This window comes from Streptomyces sp. L500, from assembly GCF_054551825.1.
In genome coordinates this window covers 93,080-118,687 of sequence record NZ_JBTOLC010000013.1, presented here as the reverse complement: position 1 = coordinate 118,687, position 25,608 = coordinate 93,080, and the positions used below count along the sequence as shown (strand labels likewise).

General features: G+C 74.5%; 19 protein-coding genes. 9 read left to right on the top strand and 10 right to left on the bottom strand.

Translation table 11 applies throughout. The annotated features are described in order from the left end of the window. The first annotated feature begins 86 nt into the window (after nucleotides 1-86). Entirely contained in the window at nucleotides 87-1,469 is a 1,383-nt protein-coding gene (locus tag ACX9I7_RS15255) for an L-serine ammonia-lyase (protein ID WP_459387642.1), read from the top strand. Nucleotides 1,470-1,549: 80 nt separating this feature from the next. Here the strand turns inward: ACX9I7_RS15255 and ACX9I7_RS15250 are convergent, their stop codons facing one another. Beyond that, on the bottom strand, nucleotides 1,550-2,650 hold the full coding sequence (locus ACX9I7_RS15250; protein WP_459387641.1) for a trypsin-like serine peptidase: 1,101 nt from the start codon (nucleotides 2,648-2,650) through the stop codon (nucleotides 1,550-1,552). Nucleotides 2,651-2,842: 192 nt separating this feature from the next. On the opposite strand from ACX9I7_RS15250, the gene ACX9I7_RS15245 reads away from it, so the two are divergent. Then, nucleotides 2,843-3,085, top strand: coding sequence for a hypothetical protein (locus ACX9I7_RS15245; protein ID WP_189451302.1), 243 nt, complete (start codon nucleotides 2,843-2,845; stop codon nucleotides 3,083-3,085). Nucleotides 3,086-3,091: 6 nt separating this feature from the next. On the opposite strand, the gene ACX9I7_RS15240 is transcribed toward ACX9I7_RS15245, so the two are convergent. From ACX9I7_RS15240 to ACX9I7_RS15230, 3 genes are all read right to left on the bottom strand, one after another. Beyond that, nucleotides 3,092-5,137, bottom strand: a complete 2,046-nt coding sequence (locus ACX9I7_RS15240; RefSeq protein ID WP_459387640.1) for an FG-GAP-like repeat-containing protein — start codon at nucleotides 5,135-5,137, stop codon at nucleotides 3,092-3,094. Nucleotides 5,138-5,288: 151 nt separating this feature from the next. Further along, nucleotides 5,289-6,197: a helix-turn-helix domain-containing protein gene (locus ACX9I7_RS15235; RefSeq protein ID WP_459387639.1), complete on the bottom strand. Its 909-nt coding sequence runs from the start codon at nucleotides 6,195-6,197 to the stop codon at nucleotides 5,289-5,291. 2 nt (nucleotides 6,198-6,199) lie between these two features. Continuing rightward, nucleotides 6,200-7,030 (bottom strand): SRPBCC family protein, encoded by an 831-nt coding sequence (locus tag ACX9I7_RS15230; RefSeq protein WP_459387638.1) that lies wholly within the window; start codon nucleotides 7,028-7,030, stop codon nucleotides 6,200-6,202. A gap of 168 nt (nucleotides 7,031-7,198) precedes the next feature. Here ACX9I7_RS15230 and ACX9I7_RS15225 point away from each other — a divergent pair, with 168 nt between their 5' ends. From ACX9I7_RS15225 to ACX9I7_RS15200, 6 genes are all read left to right on the top strand, one after another. After that, nucleotides 7,199-8,464, top strand: a complete 1,266-nt coding sequence (locus tag ACX9I7_RS15225; RefSeq protein WP_459387637.1) for an ABC1 kinase family protein — start codon at nucleotides 7,199-7,201, stop codon at nucleotides 8,462-8,464. A gap of 85 nt (nucleotides 8,465-8,549) precedes the next feature. Continuing rightward, on the top strand, nucleotides 8,550-9,899 hold the full coding sequence (locus ACX9I7_RS15220) for a KR domain-containing protein (RefSeq protein ID WP_459387636.1): 1,350 nt from the start codon (nucleotides 8,550-8,552) through the stop codon (nucleotides 9,897-9,899). A 92-nt stretch (nucleotides 9,900-9,991) separates the two neighbouring features. After that, complete coding sequence (locus ACX9I7_RS15215) at nucleotides 9,992-11,317, top strand: HEAT repeat domain-containing protein (RefSeq protein ID WP_358628275.1); 1,326 nt, start codon at nucleotides 9,992-9,994, stop codon at nucleotides 11,315-11,317. Between the two features lie 46 nt (nucleotides 11,318-11,363). Then, nucleotides 11,364-12,035, top strand: a complete 672-nt coding sequence (locus ACX9I7_RS15210; RefSeq protein WP_386729427.1) for a DUF6073 family protein — start codon at nucleotides 11,364-11,366, stop codon at nucleotides 12,033-12,035. A gap of 61 nt (nucleotides 12,036-12,096) precedes the next feature. Then, nucleotides 12,097-14,193: a methyltransferase domain-containing protein gene (locus tag ACX9I7_RS15205; RefSeq protein WP_459387635.1), complete on the top strand. Its 2,097-nt coding sequence runs from the start codon at nucleotides 12,097-12,099 to the stop codon at nucleotides 14,191-14,193. A gap of 8 nt (nucleotides 14,194-14,201) precedes the next feature. Beyond that, a complete protein-coding gene (locus ACX9I7_RS15200; protein ID WP_459387634.1) occupies nucleotides 14,202-15,209 on the top strand; it encodes a methyltransferase in 1,008 nt (335 codons plus the stop codon). Between the two features lie 19 nt (nucleotides 15,210-15,228). On the opposite strand, the gene ACX9I7_RS15195 is transcribed toward ACX9I7_RS15200, so the two are convergent. Together ACX9I7_RS15195 and ACX9I7_RS15190 are read right to left on the bottom strand one after the other, a co-directional pair. Next, the gene (locus ACX9I7_RS15195; RefSeq protein WP_387565929.1) at nucleotides 15,229-15,525 is read right to left on the bottom strand and encodes a DUF6255 family natural product biosynthesis protein; all 297 of its coding nucleotides are present in this window, start codon (nucleotides 15,523-15,525) and stop codon (nucleotides 15,229-15,231) included. Nucleotides 15,526-15,857: 332 nt separating this feature from the next. Further along, on the bottom strand, nucleotides 15,858-16,637 hold the full coding sequence (locus tag ACX9I7_RS15190; protein WP_387565932.1) for a GntR family transcriptional regulator: 780 nt from the start codon (nucleotides 16,635-16,637) through the stop codon (nucleotides 15,858-15,860). A gap of 18 nt (nucleotides 16,638-16,655) precedes the next feature. On the opposite strand from ACX9I7_RS15190, the gene ACX9I7_RS15185 reads away from it, so the two are divergent. Then, nucleotides 16,656-17,123: an NUDIX hydrolase gene (locus ACX9I7_RS15185; protein ID WP_387565935.1), complete on the top strand. Its 468-nt coding sequence runs from the start codon at nucleotides 16,656-16,658 to the stop codon at nucleotides 17,121-17,123. A gap of 202 nt (nucleotides 17,124-17,325) precedes the next feature. Here the strand turns inward: ACX9I7_RS15185 and ACX9I7_RS15180 are convergent, their stop codons facing one another. From ACX9I7_RS15180 to ACX9I7_RS15165, 4 genes are read right to left on the bottom strand one after another with little or no spacing between them, the layout of a single operon-like run. After that, nucleotides 17,326-18,252: a hypothetical protein gene (locus ACX9I7_RS15180; RefSeq protein ID WP_459387633.1), complete on the bottom strand. Its 927-nt coding sequence runs from the start codon at nucleotides 18,250-18,252 to the stop codon at nucleotides 17,326-17,328. A 16-nt stretch (nucleotides 18,253-18,268) separates the two neighbouring features. Beyond that, a complete protein-coding gene (locus ACX9I7_RS15175) occupies nucleotides 18,269-18,709 on the bottom strand; it encodes an acyl-CoA thioesterase (RefSeq protein WP_459387632.1) in 441 nt (146 codons plus the stop codon). Next, on the bottom strand, nucleotides 18,706-24,621 hold the full coding sequence (locus tag ACX9I7_RS15170; RefSeq protein WP_459387631.1) for an SDR family NAD(P)-dependent oxidoreductase: 5,916 nt from the start codon (nucleotides 24,619-24,621) through the stop codon (nucleotides 18,706-18,708). The genes ACX9I7_RS15175 and ACX9I7_RS15170 overlap by 4 nt, the downstream gene beginning before the upstream one ends. Beyond that, nucleotides 24,618-25,595, bottom strand: a complete 978-nt coding sequence (locus tag ACX9I7_RS15165; protein ID WP_459387630.1) for an enediyne biosynthesis protein — start codon at nucleotides 25,593-25,595, stop codon at nucleotides 24,618-24,620. The genes ACX9I7_RS15170 and ACX9I7_RS15165 overlap by 4 nt, the downstream gene beginning before the upstream one ends. Between the last annotated feature and the right edge of the window lie 13 nt (nucleotides 25,596-25,608).

Here is a 25,608-nt window from a genome sequence, read left to right as displayed (position 1 = left end):
AATGCGGCATTCCGCTTCTGCCGCACCACCCCGTCACACCCTGTACCACCCCGTACCACCCCCCGACTCACAGAGGAGCTGCCACCGTGGCCATCTCCGTATTCGATCTCTTCTCGATCGGCATAGGCCCGTCCAGCTCCCACACGGTCGGCCCGATGCGCGCCGCCCGGATGTTCGTGGGGCGCCTGAAGAAGGACGGTCTGCTGGCCCAGACCACCTCGGTACGGGCGGAGCTCTACGGCTCCCTCGGCGCCACCGGCCACGGCCACGGCACCCCCAAGGCCGTCCTGCTCGGTCTGGAGGGCCACTCCCCCCGCAGCGTCGACGTCGAGATCGCCGACGACGAGGTCGAGCGCATCCGCACCACCAAGCGCCTCAAGCTCCTCGGCGCCGAGATCGGCTCGGCCCACGAGATCGACTTCGACGAGTCGACCCAGCTGATCCTCCACCGCCGCCGCGCCCTGCCGTACCACGCCAACGGCATGACCCTCTCCGCCTACGACGAGGCCGGCGCCCCGCTGCTGGAGAAGACCTACTACTCGGTCGGCGGCGGCTTCGTCGTCGACGAGGACGCCGTCGGCGCCGACCGGATCGTCCTGGACGACACCGTGCTGAAGTACCCCTTCCGCACTGGTGACGAGCTGCTGCGGATGTCCCGCGAATCGGGCCTGTCGATCTCCGCGATGATGATGGAGAACGAGAAGGCCTGGCGCACGGAGGAGGAGATCCGCGAGGGCCTCCTGGAGATCTGGCGCGTGATGCAGGCGTGCGTCACGCGCGGCATGTCCCGCGAGGGCATCCTCCCCGGCGGCCTGAAGGTCCGCCGCCGGGCCGCCAGCACCGCCCGCCAGCTGCGCGCCGAGGGCGACGCCCAGGCCCGCGCCATGGAGTGGATCACGGTCTACGCGATGGCCGTGAACGAGGAGAACGCGGCCGGCGGCCGGGTCGTCACCGCCCCGACCAACGGCGCCGCGGGCATCATCCCGGCCGTTCTCCACTACTACATGAACTTCGTGCCCGGCGCGGACGAGGAGGGCATCGTCCGCTTCCTCCTCGCCGCCGGTGCCATCGGCATGCTCTTCAAGGAGAACGCCTCGATCTCCGGCGCCGAGGTCGGCTGCCAGGGCGAGGTCGGCTCCGCCTGCTCCATGGCCTCCGGCGGTCTCGCCGAGGTCCTGGGCGGCACCCCGGAGCAGGTCGAGAACGCCGCCGAGATCGGCATGGAGCACAACCTGGGCCTGACCTGCGACCCGGTCGGCGGCCTGGTCCAGATCCCGTGCATCGAGCGCAACGGCATGGCCGCGGCCAAGGCCGTCACCGCCGCCCGGATGGCGCTGCGCGGCGACGGCCGCCACCACGTCTCCCTCGACAAGGTCATCAAGACCATGAAGGAGACGGGCGCCGACATGAAGGTCAAGTACAAGGAGACGGCGCGCGGCGGCCTCGCCGTCAACGTCATCGAGTGCTGATCGCCGCCTGAGGCGTTTTCGTCCGTACACGACCGCCCCCCCCGGTCCGGCAGCCGCCGGGCCGGGGGCGGCGTGCGTCGCTAGCGGTTCTTCTCCGCGTCGTAGGCCTTCACGGCCGCGTCGCCCAGGTACGGGCTGCGCTCCTCGTCGGAGCTCTCACTGCCGTGGTAGCTGACGTTGCCGATCAGATAGCCCCAGCCGCGCGCGAGCTGGAGGTCGTCCAGCCAGGGGCCGCCGCTGGCGCCGTGGCCCTGGTCGCAGTGGATGGCCTCCTGGCCGGGCTGGAAGGGCCAGGTGCCCGGCCGCCAGGTCGTGCCCACGCAGTAGCGCAGGTCCTGGCCGGTGATGCCGGAGCGGGCCGGGTGGGTGTCGTAGGGGTAGCCGAACTCGTACGCGTGCCAGGTGTAGCCGGAGTTGAACTTGTACCCCTGGGAACCGGTCACGTCGGCCACCTTGCGGCCGTTCTGCGGCCACAGGGTGAGCACGGCGAGGTCGTAGTCCTTGTTCCCGCCGTTCAGGTAGCCCTTCGGGGTGGTCGCCGACTTCCACGTCCACGCGCCGAGCGGCTGCCGGCCGTTGTGGTAGTCCGGGACGAACCGGAAGTTGCTGTACCAGTGGCCGTTGCCGTCGCTGGCACAGTGCCCGGCGGTCCATATGAGGCTCTTGTTGGGCGAGTTGACGACCGAGGCGGTGCACTCGCTCGGCCCCTTGGGCGTGTCGAAGTAGAGCTTGCCGACGGTGGTGGCCGGCATGCTGCCGTGGGCGGTCCACACCTCGGAGCGGGAGACGTCGGCGAGCGTTCTCGCCGCGTCCGCCGCGTCCGCCGCGTCCGCCGCGTCCGCCGCGTCCGCGGCTTCCCTGGCCTCCTTGGCGACGCCCGCCACCGGCGCCGATCCCTGACCCGTGCGGGCGGGGAGGCCGTGCGTCTGCGGTGCCGCCGCGCGTCCGCCCGATGCCGGCGCGGCCACCGGCCGGGCCGCTCTGATCCGTTCGGGCGTCCAGTGGGCCGCCACGCGTGCCGGAGCCTGCGAGGGGTCCTCCGTCGAACTGTGCTGTACAGCGGTGGCGGCCGTGTTGGCGTCCATCGGCTTCGCCGTCCCGTCCGCCCGGGCGGCGCCCACCGGGACGCTCAGTCCGAGCGCCAGCGCTCCGGCGGCGGCCGCCATGAATCGCTTGTTCACCCCGTTCCCCCTTTTTTCGCGTCACGTGCTCTTTTTGCGTCACGTGCTCGATGTGCGAAGACGCGTGCGAGTAGAGCAGGGCGGCGGAGGGGAAGGAGGGGTTCGGACAGCATTGGCCGGAACTGTGCGCTGAGTAGGGGGAGTTGCTACCTTGGTGGCAGGTATGCACCGCACAGGAAGCTGGTGATCCCGATGGTGTCCCGGAAGGCGAAGGCGGCGCTCCTGGCCGCGGGCGCGGTGGCGCTCGGTCTGGCCGTCACGGCCGCCCTGTGGCCCGGCGACCGGGAGGCGGCCCCCGGGCCGCCGTCCCGCCCCGAGACGGCCGTGGTACACGACTCCACCGGGAACCCGGCGGAGGTCGAGGAGCACTGGACGCCGGAGCGGATCCGGCAGGCCCAGGAGAACATGCGGCACGCCACGGGGCAGGACGACTGAGCCCCGTCACCAGCCGCCGGTGAGCCGGAGCGGCCGGCTGAGCCCGCCGGCGCCGGTGTTGCGCCACTCCTTGAGGACGCCCGTCGCGTCGTCGCGGGCCATGAGGTGGGCGATGCCGCCGGTGCGGAGGGCGAGCGGGGTGATCTCCGAGAGGCGACGGCCGTCGGCGATCCGCCGGGGGCGGGCGAAGGTGCCGTCCCCCTTGCCGGCCCAGAGCAGGAGCGCGCCGTGCTCGTCGACGGCGACGAGGTCGGTCCGGCCGTCGCCGGTGAAGTCCCCGGCGCGGGTGCGGGTGGCGTGCCGGCCGCGCATGAGGACGCGGGGGCGGCCGAACGTGCCGTTCCCCTCGCCGGGCCAGACGCGGAGCGTCCCGTCGGCGTCGGCGGCGACGAGGTCGGGGATGCCGTCGCCGGTGACGTCACCGGCTGTGGTCTCGGTGAAGTGCCAGCCGTGGGTGAGGGTGCGGGGGCGGCCGAACGTGCCGTCGCCGTTGCCGGTCCAGAGGTGGAGGGTGTCGGAGTCATCCTTGGCGATCAGGTCGGCCTTCCCGTCGCCGGTGAAGTCGGCGGCGACGGTCTGGGTGAACTCCCAGCCGCCGGTGAGCCGTCGGGGCCGGGCGGCGAAGGTGCCGTCGCCGTGCCGGGCGTCGTCGACGTCGGGGTTGCCCGGCCAGAGGTACAGATCGTCCTCCCGGTCGGCGGCGAGGACGTCGGGGATGCCGTCGCCGGTGACGTCCGCGGCCGTGGTCTGGGTGTGGTCGAGCGGAACCCGCGCGGGCACGGGCGCGGGGAGCAGGGCGTCGGAGAGGGCCTGGCTGCCGTTGTCGCCGAAGTGGAGGCGGTCGCCGCCCCGGTTGTAGTAGGCGGCGAAGAGCCGGGTGGGGTCCAGGGGATCGCGTGACGCCTCGTCGAAGTCCACGACGGAGTCGATGTCGCGGGTGGCGCGGAGGTAGGCGTTGACCTCCTGCCGCACGCGTTCCCTGGCGGGGGTGTACGCGTTCTCGTAGCCCCGGAAGGGCGGGACGGTGGCGGCTGCGAAGGTCAGCCCGGCGGCGTGGGCGCGGGTGGCGAGCCGCCGTATCCCGGCGACGAGTTCCGCGCTGCCCGCGTCGGCGAAGATGATGTCGTTGACGCCCTCGAAGAGGACGACGGACCGCACGTTCGGCTGGGCGAGGACGTCGCGGTCGAAGCGGAGCAGCGCGCTCTGCCCCGATTCGGTGGGCTCGGTGCCGCGCAGCAGGTGGTTGGCGGAGATCCCGGCGTTGACGACGCCCATGGGCCGGGGCCGGGCCTGCAGGGCGCGCGCGTAGTCGTCGGGCAGGCGGCGGTCGGTGTCGGGGGTGGTGTGCCCGCCGTCGGTCTGCGAGTCCCCGAGGAGGACCACCGTCCCGCCGCCGCGCGTCGGGCGGACGTCGACGCCGCCGAGGAACGCCCAGAACGGGAACCGGGTGGGGAAGCCGCCGCCCCCGGTGTCGGAGGCGTGGTCCGCCGCGTCGCCGGGGGCGGACGCGTAGGAGGTCGTCAGGGTGTAGGCGTGGAAGGGCGCGGTGCGGACGGCCTCCGGCAGATAGACGCTGACCAGGAGGTTCTCGTCGGCCGTGACGCGGAAGGCGGCGGGGTCGCTGAGGACGCTCCCGCCCGGCCCGATGACGGTGCCCCGCCTTCCCCCGCCGAAGGTGAGGGTGACGGGCGCGGCGGCCGCGCCGGCTCCCCGGTCCTGGTGGGCGAGGGTGGCGTGCCCGATGGTGACGGGTTCACGGCTGAAGGTGTTCACGAGCTGGATCCGCGCGGCGGACCCGGCGATGCTGGTGTGGACGACCATGCGGAGCGTCTGCCGCCCGGCCACCCCGGTACGGGAGGCGGGCCCGGCGGTGCCCATGGCCGTGCCCCAGGTCCTGGTCCAGGCCGCGGTCCCGGGGGAGCCGTCGGCGGCGGCGCTCGGGGAGGCGGCGAGCAGGGGGACGGCCGCCGCGCAGAGCGCCGTGACCACGGCCGTCACCAGGGATCGTCTTAAACGGGTACGGATCGAACGGGTGCGAGTGTGCCGTGCCATGGGTGCCGTCTCCCTCCGGGCGACGCGGCGGACGAACTGCCGTTGAGCTGCCGGGCGCACACATCATGGAGGCCCGGCGGAGCCCGGGGAAGGGCCCGGACGCCACGACTCCCGTTGGTCGACGGGGGCTCGCCGCGCGGCCACGGGGAGTTCAGCCGGGTTCCGCCGCGAGCGCCGTGAGTCCGGTGGGAACCCGGTCCGTCGTCCGGTCCGTCGGCGTCCGGTCTGTCGCGTCCCGGGCGAGGAGCAGGGGGAGGGCCAGGACGATGGGCGGGTCGCTCGGGGCGGGGGCGCGCAGGTGGAGGTGGAAGGAGCCGTGGGTGGGGGCGCGGGTCGTCGCGACCGAGCGGCGGGCGCCCGCCGGGTCGTCGAGGGCGTCGGCCACGCGGGTGGCGCGGTCGAAGCAGACGGCCAGGACGTGGTGCTCCGCGTCGCCGGGCGGGCGCAGCCGGACGGTGGCCGTGGCGGGGGTCACCGCGCAGGCCACGGGGAGGTCCTGGGGGACGCCGTGCGGGAAGAGGCCCGTGAAGAGCACGGCGTCGCGGAGCGCGGCGTCGGCGGGGGCCGTGCCGACGGCCCGGCCGGTGATCCCGGTCGCGAGGCCGGGGTCGGTGGGGCCGGTGGGACCGGTCAGCCCGCAGGCGTCCACGAGCTCGCCGATCCCCCGGTCGCCGTGGCGGTCGACGAGCGCCTTGAAGCGGCTCGGGGACATCCCGACGAGGCGGGTGAACTGGGTGGTGAACGTGCCGAGGCTGGCGTAGCCGACGGCCGTGCACACGTCCGTCACCCTGGGGCTGCCCCGGATCATCATCCGCTGGGCCTCCGCCATCCGCAGCGCGGCCAGGAAGCGCCCCGGGGTGACGGCCGTGACGCTGCGGAAGACGCGGTGGAAGTGGAAGGGGCTGAACAGGCCGGCCTCGGCGTGGTCGGTCAGGCACTGGGTCTCGCCCAGGTGGTCGCGCATCCGGCGGATCGCCCGTTCGACCGAGGCGAGTTGCTCCGCCGAGGGCGACGGACGGACGGCGGGGGCGGGCGCCGGGGGCGCGGCGGCGGCGCGCACGGTCAGCCCGGCCCGGCGGCGGCGCGGGCCCGGTCGCGGGCGCTCGCCAGGGAGGCGACCCAGGTGGCGGTGAAGCGGCGGCGCAGCTCCTGGGCGCGGCCGTCCGGGAGGCCGAGGGCCGTCCAGCCGCGGTGGGCGAAGGACAGCCGCAGGCCCTCTCCGGCGGGGGCGAGGGCCACCCTCGCGGCCGCGGCCTGGGCGGTCCCCGGGATCTCGACGGTGAACGTCAGCTCCTCGTCCTCGCGCAGCTCCCATTCCCGCAGCGCGAACCTTCGTGGTCCCTCGTCGTCGATGACGAAGAACCATGCCGGACGGAAGCCGTCCTCGGCGACGGGGAGCCAGTCCAGCAGGGTGGGGTGGGCCAGGGGCCGGTAGGGGCCGGCCGGGAGGTCGACCGCGCCGTCGATGTCGTCGCGCAGGGCGTAGCGGGCGTCGCGGCCGGTGCTCAGGTGGCGGGCGAGGCGGTCGAGGAAGTCCGTCCAGCCCTCGTGGAGCTGTGCCGCCTCGGCGGGGGTGCGGGTGTCGTCGTGGTCGGCGACGGTGAGCAGGGCGGCGCCGGGGCCGGCCGGCTCCAGGGTCCAGACGACGCGCTGCCGCTTGCCCACCCCCAGGAAGCGCCAGTCGAACTCGACCGTACGGCCGGGGACGAGGGCGGTGGGCCGCAGGGTGAAGAAGTCGCCGTCGTCGAAGCCGAGGCGGTTGTCCTCGCCCACGGTCAGGGGGCCCGCGAGATCGCCGAACCACCGGGCCACCCGGGCCGGTTCGGTCAGCGCCGGCCACACGCGTGCCGGTGGTGCGGGGAGGCGGGCGGTGACCCGTACCGCGTCCGACACCTCGTCCTCCTCTCGCCGCCGATACCGGGCCGTTCGCCGGTACCGTGCTACCGCCGGAGGGATCGCTCCCATATTATGTAGCCTCTGTTCGCTGTCAACGCTCCAACTCAGCGCGTCTCCAGGTACGTTCAGCCACTCGCCCGAACGCCGGGAGGAGGCCGGGAGGCCATGGAGGTCAGCCACGCGGCGCTCGCCGGCCGGCTCGCGACCGTCGCCGTCGTCACCGCCCGGCACGCCGCCGCGGGCACCCTCGACGCGGTGCGCGCGGGGCCGGGCGGGCTGCCGGAGGTGATCGGCGGCAGGGCGGCGCGGCTGCTGTCGGGGCTCGGGCCCACGTTCGTCAAGGGCGGGCAGCTGCTCAGCACCCGGCACGACCTGCTGCCGCCCAGGATCTGCCGGTCGCTGGGCCGGCTGCACGACCGGGTGCCGCCGATGACCCGCGCGCAGACGGCGGAGTCCCTCGGCCGGACCTACGGCTCCCGGCGGCCCTGGCCGTTCGTCTCCTTCGACTGGACGCCCGCCGCCAGCGGCAGCATCGCCTGCGTCTACCGCGCCGAGCTGGCCGACGGGCGCGGCGTGGCCGTGAAGGTCCGCAGACCGGGCATCCAGCACCGGATGCACACGGACTTCGCGCTGCTGCGGGCCGGGGCCCGGCTGATGGAGCGGCTGCCGCCGCTGCGCGAGGTGCCCGCGCGGCGGATCGTGGAGGAGGTCGGGGGCGCGGTCCTCGGCCAGCTCGACCTGGAGCGGGAGGCGCGCTCGCTGGCGGCGCTGCGCGCCAACCTCTCCCGGCTGCCGTACTTCCGGCTGCCCGCGCCCATCCCGGAGGCGTCCGGCCCGGACGCGCTGGTGATGGACCTGATCGAGCCGCTCGACCGCTTCCAGGCCGGCCGGCTCGACCGCGAGCAGCGGCGGCGCATCGTCCGGAACGTCCTCCAGGGCGTGTACCGGATGCTGTTCATCGACGGGCTCGTGCACTGCGACATGCACCCGGGGAACCTGTACCTCAACCCCGACGGGGTGGTGGTGCTGCTGGACGCGGGCTTCGTCGTCCAGTTGGAGCCCCCGGTGCGCAGGCTGTTCGCGGAGTTCTTCATGAACATGTCCCTCGGGCGGGGCCCGGAGTGCGCCGACGTGGTGCTGCGCAGCGCCGAGCGCATTCCGCCGGGGTGCGATCTGGCCGGATTCCGGTCCGGGATCGTGGAGCTGGTGGCGGAGGCGGCCGGGCGGACGGCCGGGCAGTTCCGGCTGGCGCCCTTCGCCACCCGGCTGTTCGACCTCCAGCGGCGCTCCGGGATCGCGGCGGCCCCGGCCTTCGTCTTCCCGCTGATGTCCCTGCTGGTGCTCGAGGGAATGATCAACGAGTTCGACGTGGACGTCGACTTCCAGGGCGAGGCCATCCCGACCCTGCTCACCGCGCTCAACACGTACTGACGCCGGGCGGCGCCGGACCGGGCGCACCGGGCGGGCACGTTCCCCGGCCGGCTCCCGTGCGCGCGGGCGAGGAGGAGGACCGACCATGGACAGATCGGGTGCGCCGGCCGCGTCGGCCGCGCGGAACGCCCGGGCGGACCACGTGGCGCGGGCCGTACGGGCGTTCCGGCCCGTCCCCGTGCGGGTGGACGGCGGCGGGCGGACGGACGGCGGCGGGCCCGTCCCGGCCGCCGCGTTCCGCTGGGACGTGGCGGGCGACCCCCGGGACCCGCTCGCCGTGGCCCTGCGGCACGCCTCCCGCCGGGACGCCGAACCCGCCGTGGCCGTCGTCCTCGGCCCCGCGCACCGGTCCGGGGACAGCGCCGTGCTGCTGGAGGGGATCGCCCGCGCCGGCGCGTCCGGCGGGCGGCGGCTGGTGCTGCTGCACCGGGGCGCCGGGGGCGGGAGCCTGCTGCGCTCGGCTGCGCTGGAGTCGCCGGGGCTACGGGTCGCCGTCCTCGAACTGCCCGTGCGGGACGCCGGCCCCGGCCTCCCCGCCCGGATCGCCCGCCTCGCGCGGGGCGCCGCCCCGGGCGCCGAGTTGCGGGTGGCGGGGGACGGCGCGGTCACCCGTACCGGCTGGCGGGCCGTGACGCTGCCCGAGCCGCCGGTGGCGCCGGACGGCCCGGCCCGGCCGGGCGGTGCCGCTCTGATCACCGGCGGTCTCGGGGGCCTGGGGCTGCGGGCGGCGGCCGTGCTGTCGGCGGTCCGCGGCTACCGTCCCGTCCTCCTCGACACCACCGCCCCCGGGGAGTTGCCGCCCCGCCCGGCCGCGCTGCTGAGCCGGCTGTGCGACGCCCCGCCCGGCGCCGACGTGCTCACCGCCGACGTCACCGACCACCGGGCGGTCGCCCGGGTCCTCGGCCGGGTGCCGCTGCCCGTGCGGGCCGTCGTCCACTGCGCCGGCGTCGTCGCCGGCGGCCCGGTCGCCGGCGCCCGGGCCCGGGACCTGGACGCGCTCGCGGCCCCCAAGGCGGACGGGCTGGGCACCGTGCTCGACGTCCTCGACACCGGCGCGCTGCGGCACCTGGTCGTCTTCGGGTCGGTCACCGCGCGGGTGGCGCACCGGCAGTTGGGGGGCTACGGGCTGGCCAACGAGCTGCTGCGGCGGGAGGCGCTGCGCCGGGCGGCGGCGCTGCCGCGCTGTGCGACGGTGGTGGCCGAATGGTCGCTGTGGAGCGGGGCGGGCCGGGCGCACGAGATGGGCGCCGTGGGGCAGGCCCGCCGGATGGGCATGGCGCCGGTGCCGCTCGCGCCCGGCATGGCCGCGCTGCTGCGGCTGTTGCGGTGGCCGGCGGGGGCGCGGGCGGCCGGTGCCGTCGTCCTCACAGGGCCGGGCGAGGACAGCACCTTCCCGCCGGAGGGCCCCGACGAGTGTGGCAACAGCCCAACTTGAGAGAAGGCAAGCGGCCCGGGGTCGCATAACTTACCGATAGCGAGTTCTCCCTCTGCCGGTTCCGACCGGCCCTGTCGGAAGGAAGCTCACACATGGCTATCGACTTGTGCAACAAGTCCCCGGCCGCGCTGGCCGAGGGCGACCCCGGCTCCTGGGCCGAGGCGGCCCCCGAGGACCCGGTCCTGCTGGAGGACCTCGGCTCCGAGCAGCGCGACGCGCTCAACTTCGCCTACCGCACGACGCTCAGCAACGTCGACCCGCGCTTCGTCGCCGGCGACCCGGCCGCCTGGGCCAGCGACTTCGGCTACGCGCTGGACCGCGTGGCGATCCGGCTGGACAACCGCGGCAACGACGAGCTGCGCGAGCAGGCCCTGAACCACCCCGACCCGGCGATGCGCGAGCAGGCCCTGTTCGAGTACGCGGACCGCGACCACGCGGACGCCATCGACCTGCTGGCCCAGGCCGTCCGCGACGACACCGACCGTCAGGTGCGCTGGGACGCGCTGTGGGCCGTGGAGAAGCTGGGCGGCGCGCGGGCCGTGGCGACGCTGCAGTCCTTCCTCAAGGACGCCGACCCCGAGATCGCCGAGTGGTCGCGGCTGTTCATCAGCGAACTCCAGACCGGCGACCCGGCCTTCGACGGCCGCGAGGGCCGCTCCACACCGGGCCGGACCTTCGACGAGACGATCTTCCTGCTGATCCACTGCGATCTGTACGTCCGGCTGGACGACTCCAACCAGCACTGGGGCAAGATCTCCCTGTCGCCCCAGGGCCTCGCGCGGGTCTACGGACAGGCCCACGCCTGCCCCAACGTCGCCACCCGCGAGAGGCAGCTCGTCATCGCCAAGACCATCTCCGGGCTGCACACGGACGGCTCCCCGCACGTCGACAACTACCTCTTCCGCGGCTTCACCGACCGCAGCCGCCGCGACCGCGGCAACTTCTTCTTCGAGTCGCTGGTGCCCCGGCCGTTCTTCAAGTCCGGCCGCGCCGACGACCCGTCCCAGGGCGTCCGCCAGGCCCAGATCGGCTTCGCCCGCTACGGCACCTGGCACCTGGAGCCCCGCTTCCGGGTCCACGACGAGTACGCGATCCGCTACGTCCGCGGCCGCTTCCAGGGCTGGGGGCACGTCAACCTCGCCCGGATCGCGGGCAGGCCGCTGGAGGAGGTGCTCACCCCGGGCAACGGCGTGCTGTCCACGCTCCACGACCCCGAGGTCGGCCCGATGACCAACGCCTTCATCCTCGGCACGTTCAAGGGCAAGCTCAACGACTGGGACGGCGACGGCGTCATCGACCTCAACTCCCGCGACGTGTACTCCACCGTCGACGGCGAGATCGACTCCGATCAGGACGGCGTCCCCGACGAGCCCGGCCTGACCTGCTGCGACTGGACCGTACGGCAGCCCCTGCCCTGACGCGCCACCGCGCGCGTTCGTCACCCACCGCCCTGAAAGGGGAGAGATGTCCGCTCCGACGCAGCGGCCGTCCGTGGTCTATGGCCGCCCGGTCACCACGGACGGTGTGCCCAACCTGTACTCCGGCACCAGCGTGAAACCCTGGACCCCGCCGGTTCCCGGCATCGACAACCTCGGCATCACCTCCGTCGACACCTTCGCCGTCCCCGGCGTCGGCGAGTACACGGTGCCCTTCGACGGCTTCGTCCGCGTGGTGCGCTCGCAGCCGACGTCCGAGGAGTGGTCGAAGGCCGAGGTGTACACCAACCTCATCGAGATGAAGATGGAGGGCTCCTGCGAGGAGCTCGGCCACATCACGGTCACCCTCAACCCGGACTGCCTGTCGACCGGCCAGATCCGCACCCCCTTCGACCCGTACGCGGGTGAGGGACCGGCCGCCAAGGCGTGCCGCATGGCCGTCGGCGCCATCTTCGACATGCCCAAACTGGGCCTGCGGCTGGCCAACAAGGAACCGATCATCCTCACGATCGACGACGTCCGCCAGATCCCGCCCGCCGGCTCGCCCGGCAAGGGGCAGATCTACCGGATGCTGCCGCTGCACGACGTGGAGCGGATGGACGACTCGCCGGTCGCGTACGTCACCAGTCTGCGCTTCACCATGGGCGGCTATCTGCCCTGGGAGCGCTTCGGGCCCGAGTACAAGGAGTTCGGCAAGTAGCGGAGTTCGGCAAGTAGTCGCGCGAGCAGTCGCACGAGCGCTTCTTTCGAGGAAGGTGCCCATGACGCCCCACGACCCCCGCCCGCGCGGCCTCGCCCGCGAGTCCGCCGCGTTCCCGCCCCTGGCCGGCAGCGCCCGTCCCGTCGCCCAGGACCGGTGGGAACGGCTGGTCAGCACCGTCACCCTGCCCGAACCGCCGGAGGCGGTGTGGGCCGCGCTCACCGAACCGGACCGGGTGGCGCGCTGGCTGGCGGTCTGCCGGGGGCCGTGGGCGGTCGCCGGGCGGGAGTCGACGCTGGACTTCGAGGACGGCGAGTTCTTCTGGTGCCGCACCCTGAGCGCCGTCCCGCCGCGCGGGCACCGGGCGGGCTCGCTGCGGCTGCTGTGGCGCTGGGTGGGCGTGGGCCCGGCCACGGCGGTGACCTGGACCATCGCCCCCGGGGACGCCGGGGGTTGCGTGGTCACCGTCGTCGAGGAGGCCGACAACCCGCCCTCCGACTGGCGGTCCTGGAACGGCATGGGCTGGCCCGGCATCCTCGACCAGCTCGCCGCCCACCTGCGGACCGGCACCACCTGGCGCTGGCCGTGGCGCCGGGTCGGCCCGTACGTCCAGATCCCCCTGCCCGTACCCGCCTACCGGGCCTGGCAGGAGCTCACCTCCCCGGCGGGCGTCCAGCACTGGCTCCAGCGCTCCACGGGCGCCCTCGAACCCGGCGGCGAACTCGGCCTGGTCATGGGGGACGCCAGCGGCACCGCCCGGATGCGGGTGACGCGGATGGTGGACGCCGCCCAGGAGTTCCCCTCCTACCTCCCGTACCTGGAGTTCGAGCTGCGCCGGCCCGCCTGGACGGCGGCGCTCGGCGGCCGGCTGTGGATCGAGCCGGCGGGGCTGACCTCCTCGCTGCTCCAGGTCTGCCACTTCGGCTGGGAGAACCTCGACATCGCCGACCCGCTCACCGAACGCCGGATCCTCACCGGCTACTGGACGGCGGCGGCGGACCGGGCCCGCGCGCTGTTCCTCCCGCAGGGCCCGCCGGCGGGCCCGCACGGCTGGTCGATGGGAGGCGGGCAGCCTCTCGGCATGCCGGAGGGGCTGGACCCCCTGGCCGTCCAGGACTTCCTGGGCCGGGTCGTCGACGACCTCGGCGCGGCCATGTCCGGGGTGCTGGTGGCGCTGGGCGTCCGGCTGGGGCTGTTCACGGCACTGGGCACGGGCGGTCCGGCCACGGCGGCCGAACTCGCGGGGCGCACCGGCCTGTCGGAGCGCCATCTGCGGGAGTGGCTGCGCGGCCTGGCCGCCGCCGGCTACGTGGACCACGACCGCGCCGACGACCGCTTCGCCCTGCCGCCGGCGCACGCCGCCGTCCTGGCCTTCGAGGACTCGCCCGTGCACCTCGCCCCCGGCTTCGAGCTGCTGCCGCCGCTGGCGGCGGCCGTGGAGGACGTCGCGGAGGACTTCCGCACGGGCAAGGGCGTCGACCGCGCCGCCTACTCGGAACGGCTCTTCGCCGCCATGGAGCGGATGAGCGCGACGTGGCTGGACACCGAGCTCACCGACCGGTGGATCCCGGCCGTCCCCGGGCTGGCGCCCGCGCTGGAGAAGGGCGGGACGGTGGTGGACATCGGCTGCGGCGGCGGCCGGGCGCTGGTCAGGCTGGCGGAGCGCTTCGGAAGCAGCCGTCTCACCGGCTACGACCTCCACGAACCGAACGCACGAAGGGCCCGCGAGGCCGCGCGCGAGGCGGGGGTCGAGGACAGGGTGACGATCGAGGCGACGGACGCGGCGACGGCGCTGGCGGGCGCGGGGCCGCTGACGCTGGTCACGATGTTCGACGTCCTCCACGACGCGGCCGCGCCGGAGGAGTTGCTGCGGACGGTGCGCGAGGCCCTCGACCCGGAGCACGGCGTCCTGCTCGTCCTGGAGTCACTGTCGGCGGACGACCCGGCCGACAACACCGGCCCGCAGGCCACCGTCCTCTACGCCACCAGCACCCTGTACTGCCTGCCCACCGCGCTGGCCGACGGCGCCCCCGGTCTGGGCACCCTGGGCCTGCCACCGGCGGAACTCCACCGGCTCGCGGACGCGGCGGGCTTCGGGCGCGTGGAGCGGATCGCGACGGCGAGCCCGTTCAACGCCCTGTACGCGCTGCGGCCGTGACCTTGTCCATGGACGAGAACTTCGCGCGTCTCCTGTCCTTGAAGGACACGATGACCCCATGGGCCCTGCGGGCCGTGGTGACCCTCGGCGTCCCCGACCTGCTCGCCGACGGCGAGCTCGGGGTCGCCGAGCTCGCCCGGCGCACGGGCGTCGTCCCGGACGCCCTCCACCGGGTCCTGCGACTGCTCACGGCCCGCGGCGTCTTCACCGAACCGGCCCCGGGCGTCTTCGCCCCCACGTCTCTCTCCCGACTGCTCGAATCCGGCCAACGCTGCATGAGCCTCCACCCCTGGCTCGACCTGGACGGCGCCATCGGGCGCGGCGACCGCGCCTGCGTCCACATCCTGGAGGCGCTGCGCACGGGTCTGCCGGTGTACGAGCGGGCCTACGGGCGCCCGGTCTGGGAGGACCTGGCGGCGGACCCCGCCCTGACGGCGTCCTTCGACACGGCCATGGCGTCCCGCGCCACAGCCCTCGCCCCGGCGGTGGCCACCGGCTACGACTGGCCGTCGGCCCGCCACGTCCTCGACGCCGGCGGCGGCACGGGCACCGTCCTGGCCGAACTCCTCCGCACCCACTCCCACTTACGGGGCACCCTCCTGGACCGCGCCCCTGCCGTAACGGCGGCCCGCGACAGCTGGGGCGCCACGGCGGAGGGACGCCGCTGCGCGTTCACACCGGGCAGCTTCTTCGACGCCTTGCCGCCCGGCGCGGACGTGATCCTGCTGGTGAGCGTCATCCACGACTGGGCGGACGAACACGCGGTGGCGATCCTGCGCCGATGCGCGGAGGCTCTTCCGCCGGACGGACGCGTCCTGATCGCCGAGCACGTTCGCGACGACGACGCGGGGGCGACCGCGGGCCTGCTGGAACTGGACCTCCTCATGCTCCTGGTCTACGGCGGCCGCGAGCGGAACCTGCCCGACTTCCGGGAACTCGGGGAACGGGCGGGGCTGCGGCTGGGTGGGGTGACGGAGGTGGGGGGTGGGCTGAGCCTGCTGGAGTTGCTCCTCTGATCGCCATGTCAGCCGCCGCCTACGGCCTGCCCATACGGCTCCGGCGATTGGTATCGCGCAGCTTGCGGAGGAGTTCACCACGACGGACCACTGTGGTAACGGCCCCGACGCGGCCGACGCCGGAAGTCGTCGGCGCGCACAGTGCCGCCCGCTCGGGGAGCTCCAGGGCGTGAGCGAGGCTTCGGTAATCGATGATGCGTTGTGTCCCACATCTCCCGCATGTCTTCGCCCCAAAGCGGGTGACGCATTCTGTCTCGGGGTGCGGGCAGTTGGCGTACGTCGCACGCCACTCGTGCGGGCTCAGGACCCCTGTCACGGGTGCGCCGCCCGCAGATGCCGACCCATGACCGTGGCCATGGCCTCGGCCCTCCGCCTATCACCCTGACGGACAGCCTCGTAACGCGTCGCCTTGATCGTTCTGCATTGCGCGCAGGGCTGGTGACTGAGCTCTTGATCTGCTTGCTGCGGGAACGGCCCTGGGGCGTGGCCACCGGCAAGGTCATTCATCGAGCCTCCTGATCGCGACAAGGGAGGGCAACTCATGCACTCATGTATATGAGTGCAGATTCGAGAGTGGCGTAGCTCCTCTACATGAGTCAAGGCGGTCAGCCGAACGCGTGACAGCCGAGCCCGATCGCTGACTTACCGTCAGTCGTGGGCTGTGATGCGGTACTCGAGGACGAAGCGGTCCGCCACCATGACCGTGTCGCAGACCTCGACGACCCGGCCGTCGTCTGTCACAGCGTCGCGCACGAGGTGAATGACGGGCGAGCCGGGGCTGAGGTGCAGGGCCGACGCCTCCTGCTTGGTGGCGAGGCGCGCCCGTACGGTCTCGACGTACTCGTGAAGAGTGTGGCCGTGTTCCTCAAGACGAGCGTAGATGCCGCCTCGACCGGGGTTCTCGTGCGACAGCTCCGGGATGGCTTCGGCCACGTCCCACGGGAGATAGGAGGTGGCTTCCTCCGTGGGTGCTCCGTCGCTGAAATAGCGTCGACGCCGCGCAAGTACCTTCTCGCCTGCGGGCACGCCCATGTGTTCGGCGATCTCGACCGGAGCCTCGGTCGGCCCGACGTAAAGCACCTGGACGTTCGGCTTCTGGCCCGCCTGCTCGGCCTCCGCCAGGTAGGCGGCCTTCCCGCTTCTGCGGTGGGACCGGCGAAAACGGTCCGAGGACTTCCTGTGGACAGGGCGCGAGGCCATCACATACGAACCACGTCCGTGGTGGGTTTCCACAAGCCCCGCTGTCCGCAGTTCGGCGACTGCTTTGCGGACCGTTCCCTGGGAAACGCCATAGCGTTCCATGACCTCGGATTCACTGGGCACTTGCGTGCCCGACGGCAGGGTTCCCGCACGGATCTGTTCGGCCAGATCGTCCGCGATCTGCAGATAACGCGGCTTGCCGGAGTCCCGCGACGCCTCGTTCCCCATGTGCCCGATCGCCCTCCTATGCTCAACCGCATGAGTACAGCGGCCCAGTCTTCCAGGTCCACCCCTCTCCACTCCGTCTCGGTGGCGGGAGCAGTGGTGCGCGACGACGGCCGCGTCCTCGCCATCCAGCGGGCCGACAACGGGAACTGGGAGCTTCCTGGCGGAGTCCTGGAGATCCAGGAGTCCCCGGAGGCCGGCGCGTGCCGGGAGGTGCTGGAGGAAACCGGCATAGAGGTCAGCGTGGAGCGCCTCACGGGCGTCTACAAGAACATGGCCCGGGGCATCGTGGCCCTGGTCTTCCGCTGCCGGCCGATCGGTGGCTCCGAGCGTGCTTCCGACGAGTCCGCCGCCGTGTCGTGGCTGACTCCCGAGCAGGTGACCGCCACGATGACGGAGGCCTACGCGGTCCGCCTGCTCGACGCGCTCAGCGACGACGCGCCCCACGTGCGCATCCACGACGGGCGCAGCGTGCTGAACGCTGCCTGAGCGACCGTGTGCGGGACGTCCGGCCCCCGGTAGCCGGTCTCGTCACGGGCCTGGCGGACCGCCGCCGCTCATTCCGGAGTCGGCGGCGCGACCCCGCCGTCTTCTGCGCTGTCGTCCATGGCGGGCAGTATCACGCACCCCTGATCCACGGCGTGGCGATCCGGGCGTATCCAGCCCGTGTGCCGCCTCGGACGTGACCGCGTCAGCTCCCGTTCCAGGGCATCACCGGGAACCACCACCAGTCGTAGCGGGCCGGCAGGCGGATGCCCCAGTAGACGACGGTGAAGGTGCCGAACAGCAGCAGGGCCGTGCCCGTGACGCGGGCGGCGCGGGTGGGGGTGGCGTTGAGCCAGCGGGGGACGCGGCCGTGGGCGGCCAGGGCAAGGGTTAGGAAGAGGACGGCGACGACCACCACGTTGCCGAGCGCGATCAGGGCGAACAGTAGCGCCCCGTAGAGGGCGTTGTGGGTGTCGGCCGCGTAGGCGAACGCCTTGCGGAAGAGGGGGTAGGGGCGGCCGATGACGAAGCCGCCGATGAGGGCGCCGATCAGGAGGAGCCGCAGGCGTTCGGGGTCGCGGGTGCGGCGGGCGAGGGGGTCGGGGGCCAGGCCGAGGGCGGAGAGGCCCAGCCAGACCATGGCCAGGCCGATCACCGTGAAGACGATCAGGGCCTGGAGGGCGCGCGGCGGTATGCCGCCACCGCCGGTGGCCGTGGAGAGCTGGGGCACGTCCGGGCCGATCGCGGCGCAGATCCCGCCGTATACGGCCGCCACCGCGACCGCCGCGGCGGTGACCCGGGCCAGCGGGCGCAGGACGGCGGCCGGACGGCCGCCACGGGTGTCGCCGGTGCCGGCCATGGGGGCGAGGGCGCCGAACGCGGCCACGTTGCAGGCGGTGAACGTGCCCGCCAGGCCCACGACGAAGGTGAAGACGACGCCCGCGCCGCTGCCGGGGATGTCGTCCTTCAGGGAGTCCCGGCCCAGGAGGCCGTCGGCCGTGTCGACGCCCAGCCCGTCGACGAGCCGCGCCGACCAGACGACGGCGAGCACGACGCCCGCGACCGCGCAGGCGGTGGTGGCGGTGGCGCGCCGGTCCGTGGCCGTCGTGACGGCCGCGTGGGTCCGTGCCATGGCGTGTCCCCCTCGGTCAGGCGCTGAAGGGCCGCAGGGCGTGGAGGAGTTCCTCCGGTACCGGTTCGGGTTCCATGTCGCCGCCGTCACCGGTGCGGCGCATGCAGGCGACGGTCTGGTGGCCGCGGGCCACCAGTTCCGGCGGGCTGCCGGCGCGCACGTAGTCGAAGGCCATCTCGACGCGGTTGCCGGCGAGGTGGCGCAGCGACATGTGGATGTCGATCTCGTCCAGCGCCCGGCACTCGCGCAGGTACTCCACGTCGCAGGAGACCGTCACGAGCGTGAGGCCCTGGGCGAAGGCCGCGACCGTGCCCGGCGCGTGTTCGGCCAGGAAGCGCTCGCGGCAGTGGCCCTGCCAGCGCACGTAGTGGGCGAAGTAGACGTTGCCGGCGAGGTTGGTCTCCTCGAACGGCACGTGGTGGCGGTGGACGTAGGCGCGCCGCCCGGGCGTCGTCATGCGCGGCCTCCGGCGACGCCCACCCGGACGGACCGCGGTACGCGGACAGGTGGCCCGCTGCCGACCGCCACCGCGACGGGAGACGGCACGCCCGCGACGCGGACGACGACCGTGGCGACGGCCAGGTCGCCGGCGCGCAGCAGCACCCAGCCGTCGGCGGCGGTGCGCTCGACGCGCAGCGGGGCGTCCGGGCGGGCGCCGAGGGCCAGCACGACCTGACGGCATGTCAGCAGACGGGCGTAGCCGTGCCCCGGCTCCCCGCCCGTCGCACGGTCCGCCTCCTCGGCCACGGCGGCGGCGCGCGGGCCCAGCAGGGACCGCCAGCGCTCGGGGGGCGCGTCGGGCACGGGTGCCCAGTCCACGGCCACGGGCCGGCCGGCGACGGCGGCCAGGGCCCGGTCGCCCAGGTGGGCGATGCGGCGGAAGCCGTCCGTCTCGAGGAACGGGTCGTCGGCCGTGGGCCCCGCCGCGAGATCCGCGCGGGCCTCGGGCAGGAGGCCGTCCAGGACGCGGGTGAGGTACGGACCGAGGAGTTCGGCGGGCCAGGGCGCGTCGGCGGGCCGGGGCAGCGGGCCCACGTCCTTCAGCCGCAGGCCGTGCCACGTCTCCAGGATCGTCCCGGCCTCGGACTCCACGCGCAGGTCGTAGCGGTAGCCGTCGGCGTCGCGCGCCGTCTCGTGGGCGTGGACGATCACGGTGCCTTCGCCGGGTGCCGGGCCGTGGAACCGTACGGCGTCCACGCCCACCGGCAGTACCCGCCGGTGCGGCACGCAGCCCTGCAGCACGTGCACGTACGCGTCGCGCAGGGCCGCGTCCCCCAGCAGCAGCCGGGAGCTGTGGAAGCCGCTGAACCACTCCCCCGCGCCGCCCGCCGCCACCTCCGCCACGCAGTGGCGGCCGCTGAGCCGCCGGTAGCGCACCACGCGGCGGAAGCGCGGGCCGTGGAAGAACAGTTCGCCGTAGTGGGGCGAGCGCGCGGCGGGGGCGGGGGCCGCCACCGGTGCGCGAGCGGACTCACCGCCCGTCCGGTACACCGCGCGGAAGTGGTCGGCCGAGAAGCCCGTCTCGTCGCTGCGCACCACCGCGACCACCGTGCCGTCGTCGTGCCGCAGCGCGGCGACGCGCACGGTGCGGGAGCCGTCCGGCGGCACGGTGACCGGCCGTTCGAAGGCGGCCTCGGTGACGGTGAGCACGCCGTCGTGCCCGGTGACGGCGGCCGCCGCCTGGGCCATGGCCTCCAGCCCCACGACGGCCGGCAGCAGGGGCACGCCGTCGAGGGCGTGGTCGGCCAGGTACGGGTCGCCGCCGAGGCCCACGCGGGAGTCGGCCACCACCTCCACGCCCGGCTGGTGCACCAACGGGCGTTCCAGGAACCGCAGCAGCGGCAGCGACTCGTCGGCGTGGCGGAGCGTCTCGGCGCGGGGCAGCCGCCCGGCGACCAGCACGGTGGACGGCAGGTCCGGGGCGCCGAGCAGGGACAGCAGGATCCTCGTGCCGTCGGCCACGGGGATCGGGGCGACGCCCTGGCGGCGCAGCGTCTCGACGGCCCCGAGCCGCTGGGCCATGCCCGCGCCCTCCCACTGCGACCACTCGACGGTCAGGCAGCGGCAGTGCGGCAGGGCCTCGGCGAGCTCGTCGACGCGGCGCCGCATCAGGTCGTTGGCCAGGGCGTAGTCGGCCTCCCCCGGCAGCCCGATCCGGGCGATCACCGAGCCGAAGGCCACGAGGAGGCGCAGCCGCCGGGTGTCCACGGCGGCGAGGACCGCGTCCAGCCCGTCCCGTTTGGGCGCGCACGCGGCGCGCAGCCGATCGGTGGTGACGGTCTCCAGCCGCCCGGGCTCGTTGCGCCCGGCGCAGTGCAGGACGGCCGTCACGGGCCCGAGGCGCGCCTCGGCCTCGGCGACGCGGCGGCGCACGGCGGCGGGGTCGGTGACATCGGCCGTGACGTACAGCGCGGTCACCTTCTCGTCGTCGAAGCGGCGTAGCCATGTGTCGACTTCGGCGTCGTCGCCCGGTGCGCTTCGTCCCAGCAGGACGAGGCGCGCTCCGGTGGCGCGGGCGAGGGCGAGCGCCGACTCGGCGCCGATGCCCTTGGCGCCGCCGGTCACCAGGCACACATCGCCGGGCCCGAGGGGGATCGCGGCGGCGTCGGGCTCAGGCAGGGGCCGGTGTTCGGTGACGGGCGCGTGGGGGCGGCCGGTGTCGTCGAGGACGATCTCGGCGTAGCCGGCGATGCCCCGCGCCACGGCCTCGTCGGCGGCCTGCCGTATGCCGTCGGGGTGGGGCGGCGCGTCCACGACGAGACAGGACAGGCCGGGGCGTTCGGCGGCGACCGAGCGGGCGACGACGTCACCGACGGCGCGGTGGTGCAGGAGGAGCAGGGGCGCTTCGGCGTTCGCCGCCGCCGTGTGGAGGGCGACTACGCACTCCTCGGGCGTGGGGCCGGGGGGCAGGGCGACGACGATGGCGGGGACGGCGTCGGCGTCGTCCGTGGTGGGGAAGGCGGCGTGGATGACGTCGGCGAGGGGATGGTCGTCGGGGACGAGGCGGGTCCAGGTGTGGGCCCTCGTGGCACGGCCGTTCGCGGTGGCCGGGCGGGGGACGAGCCGGTGGGTGAAGGCCCGCACCCAGGGGGCGACGCCTTCGACGGGCACGTCGCCCTCGCCCTCGCCCCGGGACGCCGGCAACGCGGCGATGTGGGCGGCGAGCCCGGCCACGCTGGCGGTGACGAGCGCCCCCGTGTCGACGGGCGCCTCCCGCCCGAGCGCGCGGGCGGCGTCGGCGGCGATCTGGGCGAGGCGGAGGGAGTTCACGTGGAGGTCGGAGAGGAGGAGGTCGTCGTCGCGGATGGCGTCGGCGGGGAGTTCGAGGGCGGTGGCGATGAGCGTGCGGATGGTAGTGAGGGGGCCACCCCCTCGTGCAGCCGGGGACTCCGCCCCCGGGCCCCCGACGACCTCCGTGCCGGCCGCTCCGCCAGCGGATTCCGCAGGCGTCGTCGGCTCCGGAGGGAGGACCCCGCTGCCGGAAGGCGGCAATCCCGGCGCACTCGCCGCTCCGGGTGTGGCCCCGGCGAGGGGCAGGGGGGACCCGTCCGCGCCCCCGCGAGCGCTCGCACCCCCGCGCGCACCCCCGCGCCCGGGCCGCGGCGGCGCCTCGGGGGGCCGGGGGCTCGCCCCCGGGGGAGACGGTGAGGGGGCGGGGTCGGGGAAGTCGACCTCGCACGGGTTCGACAGGAACACCCGTGGCCGGGACAGGTCCAGCGGCCGGTGGAAGCGCCCCGCCGTCCAGGCGCGGACGTCCGCGCCGCAGGCCGCGTACAGCGCCGCCGTCGTCGCCGCCAGCGCGCCCACGCCACCCGTGACGTCGAGGGTCAGGACGGGCGCTGTTGTGTTGTCGCGCGCCGGCGCGGACACCGTCGTGCCCGCGCCCACCTCCATCAGCACGTCCACGTGCCGCGCCAGCTCCCCCACCGCTTCCCCGAACCGGACCGGTGCCGTCACCTGCTCCGTCAGCAGCGCGGCCACATCCGTGTCCGGCCCGAGAACGGCGGCCGTCACCGACGAGACCACCGTGCCCGAGAGCCAGCCGAAGCCGGCCTCCATGAAGCACTTCTCCAGCTCCGGCAGCGCCGGTCGCATCGCCGCCGAGTGGAACGCGTGGGAAACCGCCAGAGCAACGACGGCGACGCCCCGGCGGCGCGCCTCCGCCCGTACCAGCGCCAGGGACGGCACGGGGCCCGCGACCGTCAGCCGGTCGGGGCCGTTGACGGCCGCGATCACCGCGTCCGTGCCCGCCAGCAGGGACTCCGCCGTCGCCACCGGCGCCGCCACCGCGAGCATCCCTCCGCCGCCCTCGGCGTACCGGGCCATGAGGTCGCCCCGGGCGCGGGCGAGCCGGACGGCGGCGGCCGGTGGCAGGGCGCCGGCCCAGGTCAGGGCGGTGAGTTCGCCGAGGCTGTGGCCGAGCGCGGCGCGGGCGCGGACACCCAGCCGGTCCAGGTAGCGCAGCCCGGCCAGCGAGGCCGCGACCACGGCGGGCTGCACGACGGCCGTGTCGACGTCACCGCCCCGCCCCTCCGGTACCTCCGCCAGCAGGTCCCCCACCCCCACCATCCGCCCCAACGGGCCCACGCGTCCGCCCGCCGCGCCCTGCCCCGGGAAGAGCAGACCGAGCCGGGCCGTGGGGCCCACGCCCGTGAACACCCCGGCGGCCGCGTCCCCGTGGAACCCCGGCCGCCCGCCGAGCGAGCCCGCCGCCGCTCTCAGCCGCTCCGCCAGCTCGCCGGGCGAGGAGGCGGTCACCGCCACCCGGACAGCGGCCCCCTTCCCGTCCGCGGAAGCAGCCAACTCGACACAAAGGTCCGTCAGTTCCGCCTCCGACAAGGACTCCGCCGTCCCCGCCAGTCGCACCAGCCGTCCCGCGACCTCCCCGGGGTCGTCCCCGCCCACCGGGAAGACCTCCCACCCGGGCGCGGGCACATACGGCCGTGGATACGCGTACGGATGCCGTCGCGCATCCGCGCTCTCCAGGACGACGTGGGCGTTGACGCCGCCGAAGCCCACGGAGTTGACGGACGCCCGGCGCGGCACCGCGCGGCCCGGCCAGTCCTCCGGCTCGCCGAGGGTCCGCAGGGGGCCCGTGAGCAGCGGGTGGGGGTCGTCGCAGCCGGTGGTGGGCGGCAGGACGCCGTGGTGGACGGCGAGGGCGGCCTTGATCAGCCCGGCCGCGCCCGCCGCCGCCTTCGTGTGCCCGATGTTCGCCTTGACGCTGCCCAGCGCCACCGGCGGGCCGCCCTCGGAACCCAGCGCGGCCCCCAGCACCGCGAGCTCCACTTCGTCGCCGACGGCCGTGCCCGTGCCGTGGCCCTCGATCAGGCCGGCCGTCGCCGGGGCGAAGCCGGCGCGTTCGTAGGCACGGCGCAGAGCGAGGGCCTGGCCGGTGCGTTCGGGGCGGGTGAGGCCGCCGTGGCCGTCGGAGGACAGGCCCCAGCCCTCCACGACGGCGTAGGCGCGCAGGCCCAGGCGCCGGGCGTCCTCGGCGCGGGCGAGGACGAGGACGCCGCAGCCCTCGCCGGGCAGGAAGCCGGTCGGGTTCCGGTCGTAGACGCGCATGGGGCCCCGGGCGAGCGCGCCGAGGCGCGAGAAGCCGACGAGTTCGAAGGGGTCGAGGCTGAGGTCGACGCCGCCGGCCAGGGCGAGGTCGAGGTCGCCCGCCGCGAGCGCCGTGCAGGCGGTGACGACGGAGACGAGCGACGAGGCGCACGCGGCGTCGACGGTGTAGCCGGCGCCGTGGAAGCCGAAGTGGTTGCAGATCCGGCCGCTGATGGTGTTGGCGAGGCCGCCGGCCAGGGACTCGTCGCCGGGGACGGGGAAGGGGCTCTTGTAGAGCTCCTCCAGTTCGCCCAGCAGCTCCCGCCGTTCGCCCTCCGCCAGGCCGCGCCGGCCGAGGACGGTATCGACCGTGCGGCGGACGTACGGCCAGCGCAGCCGCAGCGGCCCGGTGCGGGAGAACTCGCCGGTGAGGGAGTTGCCGATGACGACTCCCACCCTGTCCCGGTCGAGCCCCGTCAGCCCCTCCAGCCCCTCCCCCTCCGCCAGGCCCGCGTCGCGCAGCGCGGCGGCGGCGACGTCGAGGGCGAGCCAGTGGGTGAGGTCGGCGGCGCGGAAGGCGCCGCCGGGCACCCGGAAAACCTGCCGGTCGAAGGTCCAGCCCTCAAGCACGGCCGCCCGTTCGGCGACGATGTCGTCGCCGGCCACCGAGACGCCCGGCGCGTAGTCGGCGATCCGCAGCCGCTCGGGCGGGATCCGGCGGAACGCCCGGCGCCCGGCGAGCACGGTCCGCCACAGCTCGTCGGGGCCATCGGCGTCCGGATAGCGACAGGCCATCCCCACGATGGCGACAGGGCACTTCACCGAGCCTCCCGCACCACAGCAGGATGAGCGGGACGACGACTGGAGAAACGTTCCATCAAAGGCGCCGTCAGCGGTAGCGTCACCAGCGCCACCCACCGCACCACGCACACCACCGCCAGCGCGAAGAACAGGCCGAAGGTGATGTGCAGCACCATCAGCGTCCCGTACGCGGCCGCGATCCCCAGCCCGAAGGCGAACTGACGGCGGGGCGCGAACGGCGTCGTCCCCGGGTCGCTGATCATGTAGTTGGTGTAGAGGATGAAGGCCACGCCGGTCATCGGCGACAGCGCGCCGGGCAGCCAGGCGTCGGTGAACGCGGCGCGCAGCAGCGCCTGGAGGACGAAGCCGCCGGCCCAGCCCAGCAGCAGCGGCGTCTTCAGCGTCAGCTTGGCGTTGAGCATCGTGCCGGCCACCAGCACCGCGAACGGGATGATCCAGCGCAGCACCCCGGGCGGGTACTCGGTGAACTCGTACGGCGGGGCGATGCCCACCCAGTCGTAGATCAGCAGGGTGGCGACGATGCCGGTGTTGGACGGGTTGAGGACGTGCTGGGGCTTGCCGCGCACCCGGGCGCGCACCGCGTACTTGGAGCCGATGCCGACGGCGGCGGCGAACGCGATGGGCCAGAGCCGGTCGTTGGCGTAGAGCAGCATGGAGCAGGCGAGGCCGGTGATGTGCGCGGGCAGCATGAAGTCGAGGACCTTGCCGAACGGGCCCAGGTAGCGCGGCCGGCGGCGGCGCGCGGCCGCGTCGACGGTCTCCAGCAGCAGTTCGGTGGCGTAGGCGGTGCCGACGGCGACGAACGGGGTCGCGTACGCCTGCTCGAAGCCCAGCCAGGTCAGGCCGACGATGTTGAGGACGGTGATGGAGAGCGCGAAGCGGCGCAGGGCCTTGCTGCGGCGCTTCTCCGGGGTGGGGCCGGCGGGTTTCCCGGTGGCGGGGGCGGTCGGGGAGGCGGGGGCGGTGGTCGTCACGGGGGCACCTCTT

What these genes read in the sequence shown, in the direction of transcription:
- ACX9I7_RS15245 (WP_189451302.1), top strand. Translation starts at nt 2,843, where the DNA reads ATGGTGTCCCGGAAGGCGAAGGCGGCGCTCCTGGCCGCGGGCGCGGTG.
- ACX9I7_RS15240 (WP_459387640.1), bottom strand. Translation starts at nt 5,137, where the DNA reads ATGGCACGGCACACTCGCACCCGTTCGATCCGTACCCGTTTAAGACGA.
- ACX9I7_RS15225 (WP_459387637.1), top strand. Translation starts at nt 7,199, where the DNA reads ATGGAGGTCAGCCACGCGGCGCTCGCCGGCCGGCTCGCGACCGTCGCC.
- ACX9I7_RS15220 (WP_459387636.1), top strand. Translation starts at nt 8,550, where the DNA reads ATGGACAGATCGGGTGCGCCGGCCGCGTCGGCCGCGCGGAACGCCCGG.
- ACX9I7_RS15215 (WP_358628275.1), top strand. Translation starts at nt 9,992, where the DNA reads ATGGCTATCGACTTGTGCAACAAGTCCCCGGCCGCGCTGGCCGAGGGC.
- ACX9I7_RS15210 (WP_386729427.1), top strand. Translation starts at nt 11,364, where the DNA reads ATGTCCGCTCCGACGCAGCGGCCGTCCGTGGTCTATGGCCGCCCGGTC.
- ACX9I7_RS15205 (WP_459387635.1), top strand. Translation starts at nt 12,097, where the DNA reads ATGACGCCCCACGACCCCCGCCCGCGCGGCCTCGCCCGCGAGTCCGCC.
- ACX9I7_RS15200 (WP_459387634.1), top strand. Translation starts at nt 14,202, where the DNA reads ATGGACGAGAACTTCGCGCGTCTCCTGTCCTTGAAGGACACGATGACC.
- ACX9I7_RS15190 (WP_387565932.1), bottom strand. Translation starts at nt 16,637, where the DNA reads ATGGGGAACGAGGCGTCGCGGGACTCCGGCAAGCCGCGTTATCTGCAG.
- ACX9I7_RS15185 (WP_387565935.1), top strand. Translation starts at nt 16,656, where the DNA reads ATGCTCAACCGCATGAGTACAGCGGCCCAGTCTTCCAGGTCCACCCCT.
- ACX9I7_RS15180 (WP_459387633.1), bottom strand. Translation starts at nt 18,252, where the DNA reads ATGGCACGGACCCACGCGGCCGTCACGACGGCCACGGACCGGCGCGCC.
- ACX9I7_RS15175 (WP_459387632.1), bottom strand. Translation starts at nt 18,709, where the DNA reads ATGACGACGCCCGGGCGGCGCGCCTACGTCCACCGCCACCACGTGCCG.